Annotated in this window: 13 protein-coding genes; 6 read left to right on the forward strand and 7 right to left on the reverse strand. The window is 68.4% G+C overall.

From position 1 onward, the window contains the following. The first annotated feature begins 74 nt into the window (after positions 1 to 74). Together ABT313_RS27900 and ABT313_RS27905 are read left to right on the forward strand one after the other, a co-directional pair. Complete coding sequence (locus ABT313_RS27900) at positions 75 to 2,066, forward strand: 2-oxoacid:acceptor oxidoreductase subunit alpha (RefSeq protein WP_350859941.1); 1,992 nt, start codon at positions 75 to 77, stop codon at positions 2,064 to 2,066. Next, positions 2,063 to 3,142 (forward strand): 2-oxoacid:ferredoxin oxidoreductase subunit beta, encoded by a 1,080-nt coding sequence (locus ABT313_RS27905; RefSeq protein ID WP_350859943.1) that lies wholly within the window; start codon positions 2,063 to 2,065, stop codon positions 3,140 to 3,142. Before ABT313_RS27900 ends, ABT313_RS27905 begins: the two co-directional genes overlap by 4 nt. A 64-nt stretch (positions 3,143 to 3,206) precedes the next feature. Here the strand turns inward: ABT313_RS27905 and ABT313_RS27910 are convergent, their stop codons facing one another. From ABT313_RS27910 to ABT313_RS27940, 7 genes are all read right to left on the reverse strand, one after another. After that, positions 3,207 to 3,524, reverse strand: coding sequence for a YlcI/YnfO family protein (locus tag ABT313_RS27910; protein ID WP_350859945.1), 318 nt, complete (start codon positions 3,522 to 3,524; stop codon positions 3,207 to 3,209). 109 nt (positions 3,525 to 3,633) lie between these two features. After that, complete coding sequence (locus ABT313_RS27915) at positions 3,634 to 4,386, reverse strand: alpha/beta fold hydrolase (RefSeq protein ID WP_350859947.1); 753 nt, start codon at positions 4,384 to 4,386, stop codon at positions 3,634 to 3,636. A 1-nt stretch (position 4,387) separates the two neighbouring features. Further along, positions 4,388 to 5,539 carry a serine hydrolase domain-containing protein gene (locus ABT313_RS27920; protein WP_350859949.1) on the reverse strand — a complete coding sequence of 384 codons (1,152 nt, stop codon included), beginning with the start codon at positions 5,537 to 5,539 and terminating at the stop codon, positions 4,388 to 4,390. 51 nt (positions 5,540 to 5,590) lie between these two features. Next, complete coding sequence (locus ABT313_RS27925; protein WP_350859951.1) at positions 5,591 to 6,235, reverse strand: HAD family hydrolase; 645 nt, start codon at positions 6,233 to 6,235, stop codon at positions 5,591 to 5,593. Continuing rightward, positions 6,232 to 7,254 (reverse strand): alpha-hydroxy-acid oxidizing protein, encoded by a 1,023-nt coding sequence (locus ABT313_RS27930; protein ID WP_350859953.1) that lies wholly within the window; start codon positions 7,252 to 7,254, stop codon positions 6,232 to 6,234. Before ABT313_RS27930 ends, ABT313_RS27925 begins: the two co-directional genes overlap by 4 nt. Then, a complete protein-coding gene (locus tag ABT313_RS27935; RefSeq protein ID WP_350859955.1) occupies positions 7,142 to 8,902 on the reverse strand; it encodes a nitrilase-related carbon-nitrogen hydrolase in 1,761 nt (586 codons plus the stop codon). Before ABT313_RS27935 ends, ABT313_RS27930 begins: the two co-directional genes overlap by 113 nt. After that, on the reverse strand, positions 8,886 to 9,470 hold the full coding sequence (locus ABT313_RS27940; protein ID WP_350859957.1) for a TetR/AcrR family transcriptional regulator: 585 nt from the start codon (positions 9,468 to 9,470) through the stop codon (positions 8,886 to 8,888). The genes ABT313_RS27935 and ABT313_RS27940 overlap by 17 nt, the downstream gene beginning before the upstream one ends. A 163-nt stretch (positions 9,471 to 9,633) precedes the next feature. Between ABT313_RS27940 and ABT313_RS27945 the strand changes: the two genes are divergently transcribed. Genes ABT313_RS27945 through ABT313_RS27960 form a run of 4 tightly spaced genes read left to right on the forward strand, consistent with a single transcriptional unit; the run spans position 9,634 to position 13,655 of the window. Next, positions 9,634 to 10,632: a hypothetical protein gene (locus tag ABT313_RS27945; RefSeq protein ID WP_350859959.1), complete on the forward strand. Its 999-nt coding sequence runs from the start codon at positions 9,634 to 9,636 to the stop codon at positions 10,630 to 10,632. Next, positions 10,622 to 11,818 carry an MFS transporter gene (locus ABT313_RS27950; protein ID WP_350859961.1) on the forward strand — a complete coding sequence of 399 codons (1,197 nt, stop codon included), beginning with the start codon at positions 10,622 to 10,624 and terminating at the stop codon, positions 11,816 to 11,818. Before ABT313_RS27945 ends, ABT313_RS27950 begins: the two co-directional genes overlap by 11 nt. Before the next feature lie 35 nt (positions 11,819 to 11,853). Beyond that, positions 11,854 to 13,101: a DUF445 domain-containing protein gene (locus ABT313_RS27955; RefSeq protein ID WP_350859962.1), complete on the forward strand. Its 1,248-nt coding sequence runs from the start codon at positions 11,854 to 11,856 to the stop codon at positions 13,099 to 13,101. Next, positions 13,098 to 13,655 (forward strand): DUF402 domain-containing protein, encoded by a 558-nt coding sequence (locus tag ABT313_RS27960; protein ID WP_350859964.1) that lies wholly within the window; start codon positions 13,098 to 13,100, stop codon positions 13,653 to 13,655. The genes ABT313_RS27955 and ABT313_RS27960 overlap by 4 nt, the downstream gene beginning before the upstream one ends. Positions 13,656 to 13,666 lie beyond the last annotated feature (11 nt).

Genomic DNA, 13,666 nt, shown 5'->3' on the forward strand with positions numbered 1-13,666 from the left:
GGGGTTATCGCCCTGACGGGGGGATCGGCCTGTTGCCCACGAGGCGGCCGGACGACCCAAGCTTCGACTTGGAGATGAAAAGAACAGTGACCATCGAGGTCAAGCAGCTCGACCGCGTGGTGATCCGCTTCGCCGGCGACTCCGGTGACGGGATGCAGCTCACGGGGGACAGGTTCACAGCGGAAACGGCATCGTTCGGCAATGATCTGTCGACGTTGCCCAACTTCCCCGCCGAGATCCGGGCACCAGCCGGAACCCTGCCGGGAGTGTCGTCCTTCCAGCTCCACTTCGCCGATCACGACATCCTCACGCCGGGCGACGCGCCCGACGTGCTGATCGCCATGAACCCGGCGGCCCTGAAGGCGAACCTGAAGGACGTCCCCCGCGGCGCGACGCTGATCGTCGACACCGCGGACTTCACCGCCCGCAACCTGAAGCGGATCGGGTACGACGAGAACCCGCTGGAGACCGGCGAGCTCGACGCGTACCACGTGATCCCGCTCAACCTGACGGGTATGACAGTGGAGTCGGTCAAGGAGTTCGGGCTGACCCGCAAGGACGCGTCCCGGGCCAAGAACATGTACGCGCTCGGCCTGGTGTCGTGGCTGTTCCAGCGGCCGGTCGAGTCGACGATCACGTTCCTGCAGACCAAGTTCGCCTCGAAGCCGGACATCCGCGACGCGAACATCGCGGCCTTCCGCGCGGGCTACAACTTCGGCGAGACCGCCGAGGAGTTCTCCGTCCGGTACGAGGTGAAGCCGGCCAGCATGGCCTCCGGCACGTACCGGAACATCTCCGGCAACCTCGCCCTGGCGTACGGCCTGGTGGCCGGCGCCCAGCGGGCCGGGCTGCCTCTGGTCCTCGGTGCGTACCCGATCACCCCGGCGTCCGACGTACTGCACGAGCTGTCGAAGCTCAAGCGGTTCAACGTCACCACGGTCCAGGCCGAGGACGAGATCGCCGGTATCGGCGCGGCCCTCGGTGCGTCCTTCGGCGGCGCGCTCGGCGTGACCACGTCGTCCGGCCCGGGGATCAGCCTGAAGTCCGAGACAATCGGCCTCGGCGTGATGCTCGAGCTGCCGCTGGTGATCTGCGACATCCAGCGCGCCGGACCCTCTACGGGGATGCCGACCAAGACCGAGCAGGCCGACCTGCTGCAGGTGATGTTCGGCCGCAACGGCGAGGCGCCGCTGCCGGTGCTGGCGGCCCAGTCCCCCGCGGACTGCTTCGCGATCGCGGTCGAGGCAGCCCGGATCGCGATCACCTACCGCACGCCGGTGATCGTGCTGTCCGACGGCTACCTGGCCAACGGTTCCGAGCCGTGGCAGATCCCGGTGGTCGCGGACCTGCCGACGATCGACCCGAACTTCACCCTCGAGCCGAACACCGAGGACGGCAAGTACCTCCCGTACCTGCGCGACCCCGAGACCCTCGCCCGAGCGTGGGCGATCCCGGGTACGCCGGGCCTGGACCACCGCATCGGCGGTCTGGAGAAGGAGGACAAGACCGGCAACATCTCCTACGACCCGGCCAACCACGACCTGATGATCCGCACCCGCCAGGCCAAGGTCGACGGCGTCGACGTGCCGCCGATCGAGGTCGACGACCCGGACGGTACGGCGAAGGTGCTGGTGCTCGGCTGGGGTTCGACGTACGGCCCGATCGGGGCCGGTGTCCGCCGGGTCCGTGCGGTCGGCGGAAAGATCGCGCACGCGCACCTGAGGCACCTGAACCCGTTCCCGGCGAACCTCGGCGACGTGCTGAAGTCGTACGAGAAGGTCCTGGTCCCGGAGATGAACCTGGGCCAGCTCGCGATGCTGCTGCGGGCGAAGTACCTGGTCGACGTCGTCTCCTACGCGCAGGTCCGCGGGATGCCGCTCGGCGCCGCGGAGCTGGCCGAGGTGATCGGCAACCTGGTCGAGGAGACCGAGGGCATCGACGACGACGCCCGGCACCTCGGGTCGGCAGCCGCCGGCCTCAAGCACGGCGAGGCGCTGCACACCGAGAACGGCCGGGCCAACGGTCAGTCCAACGGCCAACTGCACACGTCGGAGGGAGCACGATGAGCACGGTCGACCTCGGCCTGCCGAGTCTGCCCGGCGGCCTGCGCGGCGTACCGGCCGCGACCGAGCCGCAGAACCGCAAGGAATACGTGTCGGACCAGGAGGTCCGCTGGTGCCCTGGCTGCGGCGACTACGCCGTACTCGCGGCCTTCCAGGGATTCCTGCCCGAGCTCGGGATCAAGCGCGAGAATGTCGCGATGGTCTCCGGGATCGGTTGCTCGTCGCGGTTCCCGTACTACCTGTCGACGTACGGCATGCACTCGATCCACGGGCGCGCGCCGGCGATCGCGACCGGCCTCGCGGTGGCGCGGCCCGACCTGAGTGTGTGGGTGGTGACCGGTGACGGCGACGCGCTGTCGATCGGCGGCAACCACCTGATCCACACGCTGCGCCGCAACGTGAACCTGAAGATCCTGCTGTTCAACAACCGGATCTACGGCCTCACCAAGGGTCAGTACTCGCCGACCTCGGAGCCGGGCAAGGTGACGAAGTCGACGCCGATGGGTTCGGTCGACAACCCGTTCAACCCGGTCTCGCTGGCGCTCGGCGCGGAGGCGACGTTCGTGGCCCGGACGGTCGACTCCGACCGCAAGCACCTGACCTCGGTACTGCGGGCCGCCGCCGAGCACCGCGGTACGTCGTTCGTCGAGATCTACCAGAACTGCCCGATCTTCAACGACAACGCGTTCGAGGCGTTCAAGGACCCGGAGACCCGGGACGACGCGATCATCCCGCTAGTCCACGGCGAGCCGATCCGCTTCGGCAAGGACGGACACCTCGGCGTGGTCCGCGACGGGTTCGCGTCACTGGCCGTCCGCGAGGTCGCGGAGCTCCCCGGCGGCGAGGCCGATCTCGTCGTCCACGACGCTCACACCGAAGACCCGGCGTACGCGTTCGCCCTCTCCCGCCTCACCGACGCCGGCGTCCTGCACCGGGCCCCCATCGGTGTCTTCCGCTCGGTCGAACGCCCGGCGTACGACGACCTCGTCCGCCAGCAAATCACCACCGCCCAGGAAACCCAAGGCACCGGCGACCTCCAATCCCTCGTCACCGGCGCCGACACCTGGACCATCAACTAGCGAGCATCAAGGGGATCTCGAGTCCGATTCGAGATCCCCTTGGTCATTAGGCCTCGTGCTGGGACTAGCTGGCCTGTCGGTGGGCGGTCAGGTATTCGATGATGGCCTCGCGCATCACTTCACTGAGGTTGCGATGGTTCTGTTCGGCGAAGACCACCAGGTCGTGATCGATCGCACGAGGCAAGCGAACCTGCCGAACCGGCGACGCCTCGCCCGGTCCCGCATCCGGGTCTATCGATGGCCGGCCGCCCCGGGAGCGCTCGATGAGATCCCTGCCGAAGGCAGCCGCATCCTCGCCCCGAAGAGCGGATTTCGACTGCTCGGGGAGTTGCATGTCGTGCTCTGCCCACTCCGCAGCCGCGTCGTAGTCCTTCTCGCTCATCTGCCCTCCTCCATCCGCTCGAGGTGCTTGCCCCGTGCAACCATCACATGAAAGACATGGAGGTCCCGAGGCGGACTGATCTCGACCATAACCTCCAGCGGACATGAGTTCATCCGAGGAAGTCCCGGACTGCTTTTTCGAAGGGGGTTGGGGCTTCTAGCCACGGGTAGTGTCCGACTGCGTCGAGCACTACCCGTTGTGCGTTGGGTAGGGAGTTGAGGAGGGTGTCGGTTACGGGTGGGGGGCGGAGGTCGGCGGCGCCGTGGATGAGGAGGGTTGGGGCGGTGACTCTTGCGCAGGCGCTCGCTCGGTTCGGCAGGGCGCTCAGTTCGGCGCGTAAGGCGTCGGCGCATGGCTGGTTGGGCTCGAACCGTGGAGTGTTGAGCTTCCAGGACAGGTCTACGGCCGTCGTGCGATCGGCGAGGTTGACGGAGATCTGGGCGATCCACGGGTCAGCTTCCGCGGTCTCGGCGAGGCGCTCGGCGACCTTCGGGCGGTAGTCGGCTGGTGGGCCGTCGAGGCCGACGGATGACACCAGCACCAGGCGGGACACGGCCTCGGGATGGGCTTGGGCGAATTCCAGGGCGAGTGCGGCTCCCCAGGAATGGCCGATCACGATGCACGGATCCGGGCCGCACACGGTGGCGAGGTCGGCGACGGAGCGGGCGAGCGTGTATGGGCCGCGGCGGTCCGAGCGGCCGCAGCCTCGCTGGTCCCAGCGGTGCAGCGTGAACCCGGGCAGCGACAAGTCGTGGAACACATCCCACCAACCAGGACCACCGTGGACGAGGACAATGCGCGGGCCGTGCCCGGCGACGTGGGTCCACAACCGGCAGCCGTCGTCGGTGATGAGGTACGGCATGTCAATCGTCCAGCGCGCCGTACACGGCAGCTCTGAGCTCGCGCCGGATCGGGTACGTCGCGGACGGGACGAGCTGGGTGAGGAACACGACCACAAGCTCGTCGGCCGGTGAGACGAAGAACGCCGTCGAGGCCTTGCCGCCCCAGAAGTATTCGCCGGGCGTCCCGATCGTCTGCGCGACGGCCGGATCGAGCAGTACTCCGAAGCCGAGCCCGAACCCCTGCCCCGCCCGCTTCGTCTCCCCGCCGAAGTCCGCGAACGCGGCGAGATCCCGGCCACCGGGCAGATGGTTGGCGGTCATGAACCGCAACGTCCGCGGCCCGATGATCCGCGTCCCGTCGAGCGAACCGCCGCCGGCCAGCATCCGGGCGAACCGCAGGTAGTCGTTCGCCGTCGACACCAGCCCGGCGACCCCGGACAGGAACCTACGCGGCCGGGTGTAGGCGCTGGTCCGCGGATCATCGGTCAGCTTGAACCCGCCGTCGTCGTACCCATAACAGGCAGCGAACCGGGAAATGCTTGCCTCTGGCACCGAAAAGCCGGTGTCGGTCATGCCGAGCGGTTCGAAGATCCGGGTCCGCAGATAATCGTCTAGCGGTTGCCCGCCGATCACCTCGCACAGCAGACCGACCAGATCGGTAGAGATCCCGTAGATCCAGCGCGTCCCAGGGTCGGCCTGCAACGGCAGCCCGGCCAGCCGGCCCGGCAACTCGGACAGCGGTGCGTCCGAATCCATCCCGCTCAGCCCGGCCTGCCGATAGAGCAGGCTGACCGGATGCTTGCCGTTCGACGCAGCAAGCCCGGACGTATGCATCAGGAGATCCCGCACGGTCATCTCGCGACTGGACTCGCGGAGCGCGCCCTCGTCGTACACCTTCGGCCGGCCGAGGTCCGGCAGGTACTTCGTCACCGGATCGTCGAGCTGGAACCGTCCCTCCTCGTAGAGCTGCATCAGCCCGAGGCTCACGATCGGCTTGGTCATCGAGTAGATCCGGAAGATCGTGTCCGCGGTCATCGGCAACTCACGCTCGACGTCGCGACGCCCGTACGCATCGAACAGCAGGACCTCGCCGCGCTGCGCAACCACTGTGACCGCGCCCGGAAACCGGCCGCTGTCGACGTACCGCCGGACCAGCGCCGCCACGTTCTGCACCGCGACCTCCTGTAATGATCGCTTCAGAGATCGGCATCTCTGTCGCAAAGACTACATCAGGTCGAGCAGATTCGCCCCTGCCGCGCGATCCAGGTGCCGCGCGGCCAGCCCGGCCGCCTGCGCGCCGAGCACGTCGTTCTCGAGGTTGTCGCCGATCATCAGCACGTCGGCCGGATCGGCTCCCAAGGCCTCGCAGGTGCGCAGGTAGGCCTCCGGGGCCGGCTTGCTGAACCCGAGCGCCTCCGAGGTGCAGACCACGTCGACCAGGTCGGCGAGGCCGATCGCGGCGAGCTTGGCGTTCTGCTGCACCGTGTTGCCGTTGGTCAGTACACCGACACGCCATCCGTTGCCGCGGGCAACTTCCAGCGCCGGGCGTGCGTCCGGGAACGCGGTCCAGCTGCCGCGGTAATGCTTCAGGTAGCCCTCGAAGAACTCGTCCTGCTCGGGCTCGGTCGGCGGAACCGGGTGGCCGATCACCGGGAGGAACTCACGCAGGCGGACGCGGCGCTGGCCCTGATGCGTAAGCTCCCCGGACAGCCAGCGGTCGTAGACGCGGTCCTCGATCGCGAACCACTGCGCGACCAGCTCGTCGGTCGGCGTGCCGCCGAGGTCGGTGACCCAGCTGCGGACTGCGTAGGTGGCCGACAGCGTGTGGTCGAACAGCGTGTTGTCGAGGTCGAAGATGACCGCCTTCACGCGCGGACCACCGAGTCGCGGTTGAGCTCGCGGTGGTTGGCGTAGCCGGAGAGCGCGAGGGTCAGGTCCAGTTCGGCGAGGAAACAACGCAGTACGTGCTCGACGCCTGCTTGGCCGGCCAGCGCGAGGCCGTAGAGCAGCGGCCGGCCGAGGAGCACGGCCTTGGCACCGAGGGCGAGCGCCTTGGCCGCATCGGAACCTGTCCGCACGCCGGAGTCGAACAGGACGGTCAGTTGTTCGCCGACCGCATCCGCGATCGCGGGCAGCGCGTCGAGCGAGGCGACCGCGCCGTCGACCTGACGACCGCCGTGGTTCGAGACGACGATGCCGTCGACGCCGTGCTCGGCTGCGAGTTTGGCGTCCTCGACCGCGGTGATGCCCTTGAGGACGATCGGGCCGTCCCAGTTGTCGCGCAGGAACGACAGGTCGTCCCAGGACAGCCCGACGTTCGGGAAGATCTGTGCCCAGAGCATCACCGCCGCGCCGGGATCGTCCTCGATCGGCTTGGCCAGCTTCGACCGGAACGCCGGGTCGCTGAAGTAGTTCGCGAGCCCCTCCCCCTTCAGGAACGGGAGGAACCCGCGATCCAGATCGGCCGGCCGCCACCCGATAGTCCCGGTGTCGAGCGTGACCACGAGTACGCCGTACCCGGCGGCCTTGGCGCGCTGCAGGAAGCTGAGGCAGACGTCGCGGTCGGTCGGGTAGTACAGCTGGAACCACTTGTTGCTCGCCTCGATCTGCTCGATCGCGTGGCTCGCCTGGGTCGAGTGGGTGTAGGTCAGCCCGAGGGTGTCGGCGGCCCGGGCCGTGGCCAGTTCGCCGTCGGGGTGCGCGAGCGTCTGGACCCCGATCGGCGCGACCAGGACCGGCGCGGGCATCGCCGTACCGAGGATGGTGCAGGACAGGTCACGTTCGGTGCTGCCGCGGAGCATCCGGGGCGCCAGCCGCCATCGGTCGAACGCCGCCTGGTTGGCCCGCGCGGTCGCCCCGCCGCCCGCGCTCGGCACGATGTACCCCATCGCCTCGAGCGGGAGCTTCCCGGCCGCCTGCGACTCCAGCCGGGCCAGGTCGGTCGTGATCTCCGGCTTCGTCCCCTGCAACATCCCTTGCAGGTAAATCTGCAACTGGTAGTCCCCGAAGTTGGCCATGCCGGATGTTTTCACGCCCGCCGCGGGACCTCAACAACAGCAGCCCGGCCAGCGCCACCAGCCCGCACAACCAGGCGAACCAGTCGCCCCAGGCGGTGTAGACCGTGTGGTCGATACCCGGTCGGAGCTCGCCGATCAGGACGGCCGGTCCGTTCGGCGGTGCAATGGTCTCGGCGATGATGCGACCGTTCGCGTCGGTGAGAGTGAGGCGGCCCTGGCTGCCGTCGCGGGCGATCGGAATGCCGTTCTCGATACCCCGCAGCAGCGCCATCCGGCTGTGCAGCCAGCCGTCGTCGACGAAGTCGAGCGCGGGGACGAGCAGGAGCGAGGTGTCGAGCTTGCCGTACTGCCGGGCCAGCGCGGGGAAGTCCAGGTCCTTGCAGATCATCAGACCCCAGCCGTCGTACGTCGCGAGCCGGTCGCCCGGCGTGTACGGCTCCATCCCCGGGATCAGGTGGTGCTTGTCGTACGACGTGGGCGCGGCGCCGTCGGGGTGGAACATCAAGGCGCGGTTGTGGTCCCCGTCGCCGAGCACGGTGAGCCCGACGACGAGCTCGATCTTGTTGCTCATGGCAAGCGATTGGAACTGCTGGGAGAGCCGCGGAAGGTCGGTCGTCCGGACGTCGACGATCTTCTCCGGCAGCAGGACGATCTTGGCGCCTGCTCCCGCGGCGTCGGCGATCAGCGGGCGGTAGCGCTCGATGATCTGCGGGCCAGCGGCGTTCGGCCAGCCCGCGTTGTCCGCTCCTTGGGCGGAGAGTACGGCGATCTTCACCGGCTCGCTCTGCGGTGTCCCGTGCAGGCGCACCACACCGTAGACACAGGTGCTCGCGGCAACGATCGCCAGGACGCCAATGAGGAGGAGCTTGCGTGCGGCAATCACCGCGGCCGGGAACAACAGCAGGAAGCTGAGGCCCCAGGGCCCGGTCAACGACACGATCTGGTTGATCGGGGCAACCTCCACCTGCGTGTACGCAAGACTCGTGAACGCACCGTGCGGGGAGAGGGTCGCAATCAGGTAGTCGAGCGCGGCCCACAAAGCCGGGGCCGCGAACGCAGCCATCACCCGGTGTCCGCGCACGACCAATCCCCTGAAGAACAGGACGGTTCCGGCGAAGACGGCCGCCAACGCCAGGAGGAACGCCAACGCAACCACCGGCAACTCGAGGTCCTCCAGCAGATACCGCGAGAGATTCGCGAGCCCCAGGAGCCAACCTACAAAGGCAGTCAGCCCCGCAGCCCAAGCCCTCAGCCGAGGGGCCACCAGAAACACGGGAATGGGAGCAAGCCAGGTCAACGCGGGAATGGTGTGGAGCCCCGACCCCAGATACAACAGGACGCCGGTGGCAACAGCCGCCAGCGCGGCTACCACTCCGCCAGGCGCTCCAACCACCCCGGCGCCACCCACGCCCCGCGCTCCCGGCTCTCCCACCGGACCGGCGCTGCCTGCACCTGCTAGCCGGCTCGAGCCGGCCGGGGGCCGGCGAGGGCCGGCGGGGTCTTCAGATTCGTAGTTCATCGATCATCCTTTCGCCCAGGCGTAGGCAGAGGGCGCGGAAGGCTGGTTCCGGCATGCCGATGCGGTCGCCGTGGTGGAGTTGGATCAGGCCGTGGAGCAGTGCCGCGAACATCAGGCTGGTTTCCCAGATGTCTGTGTCGGCGCGGAACAGCTCCTGGTCGACGCCGGCGGTGATCGCGTCGGCGACGAGGTTGAGCGTTGGTGACTTGCGGGCCCGGAAGTCCGCGGGGAACTTGCGGGCCTGGTCGCGGCGCTCGGTGAACATGTAGTCGTAGAGCCGCGGATGCTCGAGCGCGAAGTCGACGTGATCGATCAGCATCTCCCGCAACAGCTCGTCCGCCACGGCCGGACGCTCGGCCGACTCCCAGCGCCGTACCAGCTCGACGAACGCCGCGTCCGCGACCGCGTTCAGCAGCGTCTCCCGGTCGCCGAAGTACTGGTAGATCGCCATCGGCGTGATCCCGACCGCGGCCGCGACCTTCCGCATCGACACACCGGCCGCGCCGTGTTCGGTCAGCAGGTACGTCGCCGCGGCGGTGATGCGGTCCTTCGTGGTCACGTCGCTCATGACGACCATTAAATACACATTCCCTATACGCCGTATAGGCAGAATTACCCTGACCGGACCCTGAGCCATGACATCCGTCAGGCCAGGGACCGGACGTCCGTCAGCGCCGGAACCGGACGGATCGCATCCGCACGACCGCCCCGCGCGCACGACAGTTGTGACCATGACGAACACGAACGTGGTGACCGCGCCCCAGCGCTACAGCGTGAAGCGGAGCCTGCCCGCCCTCGGCCTGTTCTTCCTGTCGCCCCTGGTCGCGGAGTTCCTGCTCGGGAACATCCCGATCAGCGCGTTCTTCGCGCTCCTGACCCTGGCCCCGCTGTACGGCGGCGGCGCGGTCCTGATCCGCGAACTCGTCCGCCGCCGCGGCTGGGGCTACCCGAGCGTGATCGTCCTGGCCCTCGCGTACGGCGTGATCGAGGAAGGCATCACCACCCAGTCGCTGTTCAACCCGAACTACGCCGATCTGCGCCTGCTCGACCCCGGCCACATCTCCGCACTGGGCATGGGCGCGCCCTGGACCGTGTTCGTCCTCGGCCTGCACACGGTGTGGAGCATCACCGTCCCGATCATTCTGATGGAGTCGGTCTCGCGCCGCCCGCGCGAGCCGTGGCTCGGCAAGATCGGCCTGTGGGTGTACGGCATGCTCTTCCTCGCCGGCATCGTCGCGACAACCGCGTTCGGGTACACGAAGGACTCGTTCCGCGCGTCGGCCGGCCAGGACGTCGGTGTCGGCATCGCGATCGTCGTCCTGATCGCGCTGGCCGTGTGGATCGGCCGCCGGACCCCGCGCCGTACGACGGGAGGCGTGCCGTCCGCGTGGATCGTCGGGGTGGTCGCACTCGCGCTCGGCTCCGGCTGGATGGTCGTCAACGACGAGGTCAAGAACGGCTGGCTCGAGGCGGTCCTGATGCTCGCGATCGAGGTACTCACGGTGTTCGTCCTCGTGACCTGGTCCCGGCGGACGGGCTGGACCCGGATGCACACGCTGGCCGCGGCGGGTGGTGCGCTGCTCACCTACGCATGGCACGCGTTCCCGGAGAAGCCTGTCTTCGACGCCGCGCACACCACCGACCTGATCGGGAACGCGGTCTTCGCCCTGTTGGCGGTGGCCCTGCTGATCTCTGCGACAATCAGGTGTGACAAGTTCGGTGACTCCTGACACACGCCGTACTGCGCGGCACGTCAGCCTGGCGTTGTTCGCGCTGGCGACCGGTGGTTTCGCGATCGGGACCACCGAGTTCGTCACGATGGGCCTGCTGCCGCAGATCGCGGACGGCGTCCACATCTCGATCCCGACGGCCGGCCATGTCATCTCGGCGTACGCGTTGGGGGTCGTGGTCGGCGCTCCGGTGATCGCCGCGTTCGGCGCACGGACCGGGCGGAAGCGGCTGCTGCTCGGACTGGTCGCGGTGTTCGTGATCGGCAACGTGTTGTCGGCGGTTGCCTCGAGCTACGAGTTCCTGATGGCGGCCCGGTTCCTGTCCGGCGTACCGCACGGCGCGTTCTTCGGGATCGGCGCGGTCGTCGGCGCATCGCTGGTGGCGCCGGAGCGGCGTGCGCGGGCGGTGTCGATGACGATGGTCGGGCTTCCGATCGCCAACATCATCGGCGTACCGCTGACGACGTTGCTGGGACAGCAGCTCGGGTGGCAGGTGCCGTTCCTCGCGGTCGGCGTACTAGGGACATTGACACTAGTTGCAGTGTGGCTATGGGTGCCGCCTCAACCGGTCGGCAGCGACGTGAACGTCCGGAGCGAGCTCAGCGCCCTCAAACGTCCGCAGGTGTGGATGGCCCTGCTGGTCGGGATGGTCGGCTTCGGCGGCATGTTCGCGACGTACTCCTACATCACACCGACGATGACCGAGCTGGCCGGCTTCTCGGAGTCGACCGTGACGATCGTGCTGGCTGTGTACGGCGTGGGCATGACGGTCGGGACTGTGGTCGGCGGCCGGCTCGCGGACCGGTCTCTGATGGGCAGTGTGTACGGCGGACTGGTCGCGGTCGCCGTCGTACTCGGCGCCTTCGGCTGGCTCGCGCAGACGCGGCCCGGCGCGCTGGTCGCCGTGTTCGCGATGGGCTGCTCGGCGAGCATCCTCGTACCCGCGCTGCAGACCCGCCTGATGGACGTCGCTCACGAAGGCCAGTCTTTGGCCGCGTCGCTCAACCACTCCACGCTGAACATCGCCAACGCGCTCGGCGCCTGGCTCGGCGGCGTCGTGCTCGCGGCCGGTTACGGCTACGAATGGCCGAGCCGGCTGGGCGCCGGGCTCGCCGTCGCGGGCCTGTTCCTCGCACTGATTTCCGGTCTGATGGAACGTCGAGGGACAAATCAGGTGCTTGCCTGACCTGTTGTTCACCGCCCACTTGGTTGAATCGGGGTATGGCGACCATGACCCTGACCGCAGCCGATCAGGTACGCCGGCGTGGGCTGCGGCAGATGCGGTCCGTGGCGTTGGCGCTGCTCGTGCTCGCAGCCGTGATCTACGTGGCCACGCTGCACCTCAGTGGCGGCTGGGCGTACCTGAACGCGGCGTCCGAGGCGGCGATGGTGGGTGCGCTGGCGGACTGGTTCGCGGTCACCGCGCTGTTCCGGCATCCGCTCGGGCTGCCGATCCCGCACACCGCGATCGTGCCGACCCGCAAGGACAGCCTGGCCGAGAGCCTGGAGCAGTTCGTCACCGAGAACTTCTTGTCCGAGGAAGTCGTCGCGGAGAAGATGCGGACGGCGGAGGTCAGCCGCCGGGTCGGTGAATGGCTCGCGGACGGCAACCACGCCGAGCGGATCGTGGCCGAAGGCGCGCGGACGATCGGGGCGGCGTTGCCGAAGCTCGGCGACGAAGATGTATCCGCGTTCGTGCGCGGGTCGTTGCTGCCGCGGTTCGTGAAGGAGCCACTGAGCCCGATCGCCGGGCACTTCGTGCAGTCGGTGGTCGAGGACGGCGCGCATCACGCGCTGTTCGATCTGCTGATGGTCGAGGCGTACGACTGGCTGGCGAACAACCGGGAACTGCTCGCGGACGTGGTCGGTCCGCGAGCGCCGCGCTGGTCGCCGCAGTGGGTCGACCGGCTGGTGATCGACCGCATCCACCGCGAGGCGCTCGCGTGGCTGGCCGAAGTACGCGACAACCAGGCGCACCCGGCGCGACGGGCTGTCGACCGGCTGCTCGCGCAACTGGCCGACGACCTGCAGCACGACCCGGAGACGATGGAGCGGTTCGAGGCGTGGAAGGCGCGGATGCTGACCCATCCGGACATGGGCTCGAGCCTGACCGCGGTCTGGGACGCGATGCGTACGGCGCTCATCGACTCGATCAACGACCCGCACAGCACGCTCCGGGCACGCGCGATCAAGGCGATCCACGATCTGGGCGGCCGGCTCCAGGACGACGAAACGCTCCGCGCCCGCGTCGACGCCCGCGCCGTCGAGGCCGTCGGGTACGTCGTCCGCACGTACGGCACCGAGATCGTCTCAGTCATCTCCGACACGATCGAACGCTGGGACGGCCGCGAGGCATCCGCGCGGATCGAGCTCCACGTCGGCCGGGACCTGCAGTTCATCCGGATCAACGGCACGGTCGTCGGCGCGCTGGTCGGGCTGCTGATCCACACCGTGAGCCAGCTGCTGTGAAGACGACGTACATCCGCAAACGCAAACGGCCTTCGGGGTCGGGACTGTGGTCGGCGTACCAACTGGCGACGGATGCCTTCGGCACCTGGTTCTACACGCCCGCGCACTCGCTCTACCGCGGCAGCAACGGGGAGCTTTGCGAGGTGGCCCAACTCGGTCCAGGCCAGCCGGGTGAGCACTCGGTCCAGCTTGCGCCGCATGACGGCTGGTGGTTCGCCTACTTCCGCCAGAGCGGACTCCTGCACGTCGATGTCAGCACGCAGGCGGCGCAGGTCGGCGCGGAGTGGACGTTCGAGGATCTGGAACTGGACCCGTTCCGGCGCGCGGACGGGACAGTCGGCACTGAGGATTGGGACGAACTCGCCACCGCCCACGCAACCGGTCTGGTCACCGATACCGAACGCGAAGCAGCCGAGCGAGCCGCCCACACCCTCGAGCAACAGTTCACTCAAGGTGCAGAGCCGTTCGGCCACGTGGGCTGGGATCGCCTGTCAGCGGCGATAGACCTGGACCTACCGCCACTGACCGGCTTCGGCGACCGCCCACTCGACTAGACGGGCAGCCA

The sequence above is a fragment of the Kribbella sp. NPDC000426 genome (assembly GCF_040300265.1).
Lineage (GTDB): Bacteria > Actinomycetota > Actinomycetes > Propionibacteriales > Kribbellaceae > Kribbella.

Bases quoted from the DNA above. Each gene is read 5' to 3' on its own strand.
- ABT313_RS27940 (WP_350859957.1), bottom strand. From the start codon at position 9,470: ATGAGCGACGTGACCACGAAGGACCGCATCACCGCCGCGGCGACGTAC.
- ABT313_RS27900 (WP_350859941.1), top strand. From the start codon at position 75: ATGAAAAGAACAGTGACCATCGAGGTCAAGCAGCTCGACCGCGTGGTG.
- ABT313_RS27955 (WP_350859962.1), top strand. From the start codon at position 11,854: ATGGCGACCATGACCCTGACCGCAGCCGATCAGGTACGCCGGCGTGGG.
- ABT313_RS27905 (WP_350859943.1), top strand. From the start codon at position 2,063: ATGAGCACGGTCGACCTCGGCCTGCCGAGTCTGCCCGGCGGCCTGCGC.
- ABT313_RS27935 (WP_350859955.1), bottom strand. From the start codon at position 8,902: ATGAACTACGAATCTGAAGACCCCGCCGGCCCTCGCCGGCCCCCGGCC.
- ABT313_RS27910 (WP_350859945.1), bottom strand. From the start codon at position 3,524: ATGAGCGAGAAGGACTACGACGCGGCTGCGGAGTGGGCAGAGCACGAC.
- ABT313_RS27915 (WP_350859947.1), bottom strand. From the start codon at position 4,386: ATGCCGTACCTCATCACCGACGACGGCTGCCGGTTGTGGACCCACGTC.
- ABT313_RS27930 (WP_350859953.1), bottom strand. From the start codon at position 7,254: ATGGGGTACATCGTGCCGAGCGCGGGCGGCGGGGCGACCGCGCGGGCC.
- ABT313_RS27945 (WP_350859959.1), top strand. From the start codon at position 9,634: ATGACGAACACGAACGTGGTGACCGCGCCCCAGCGCTACAGCGTGAAG.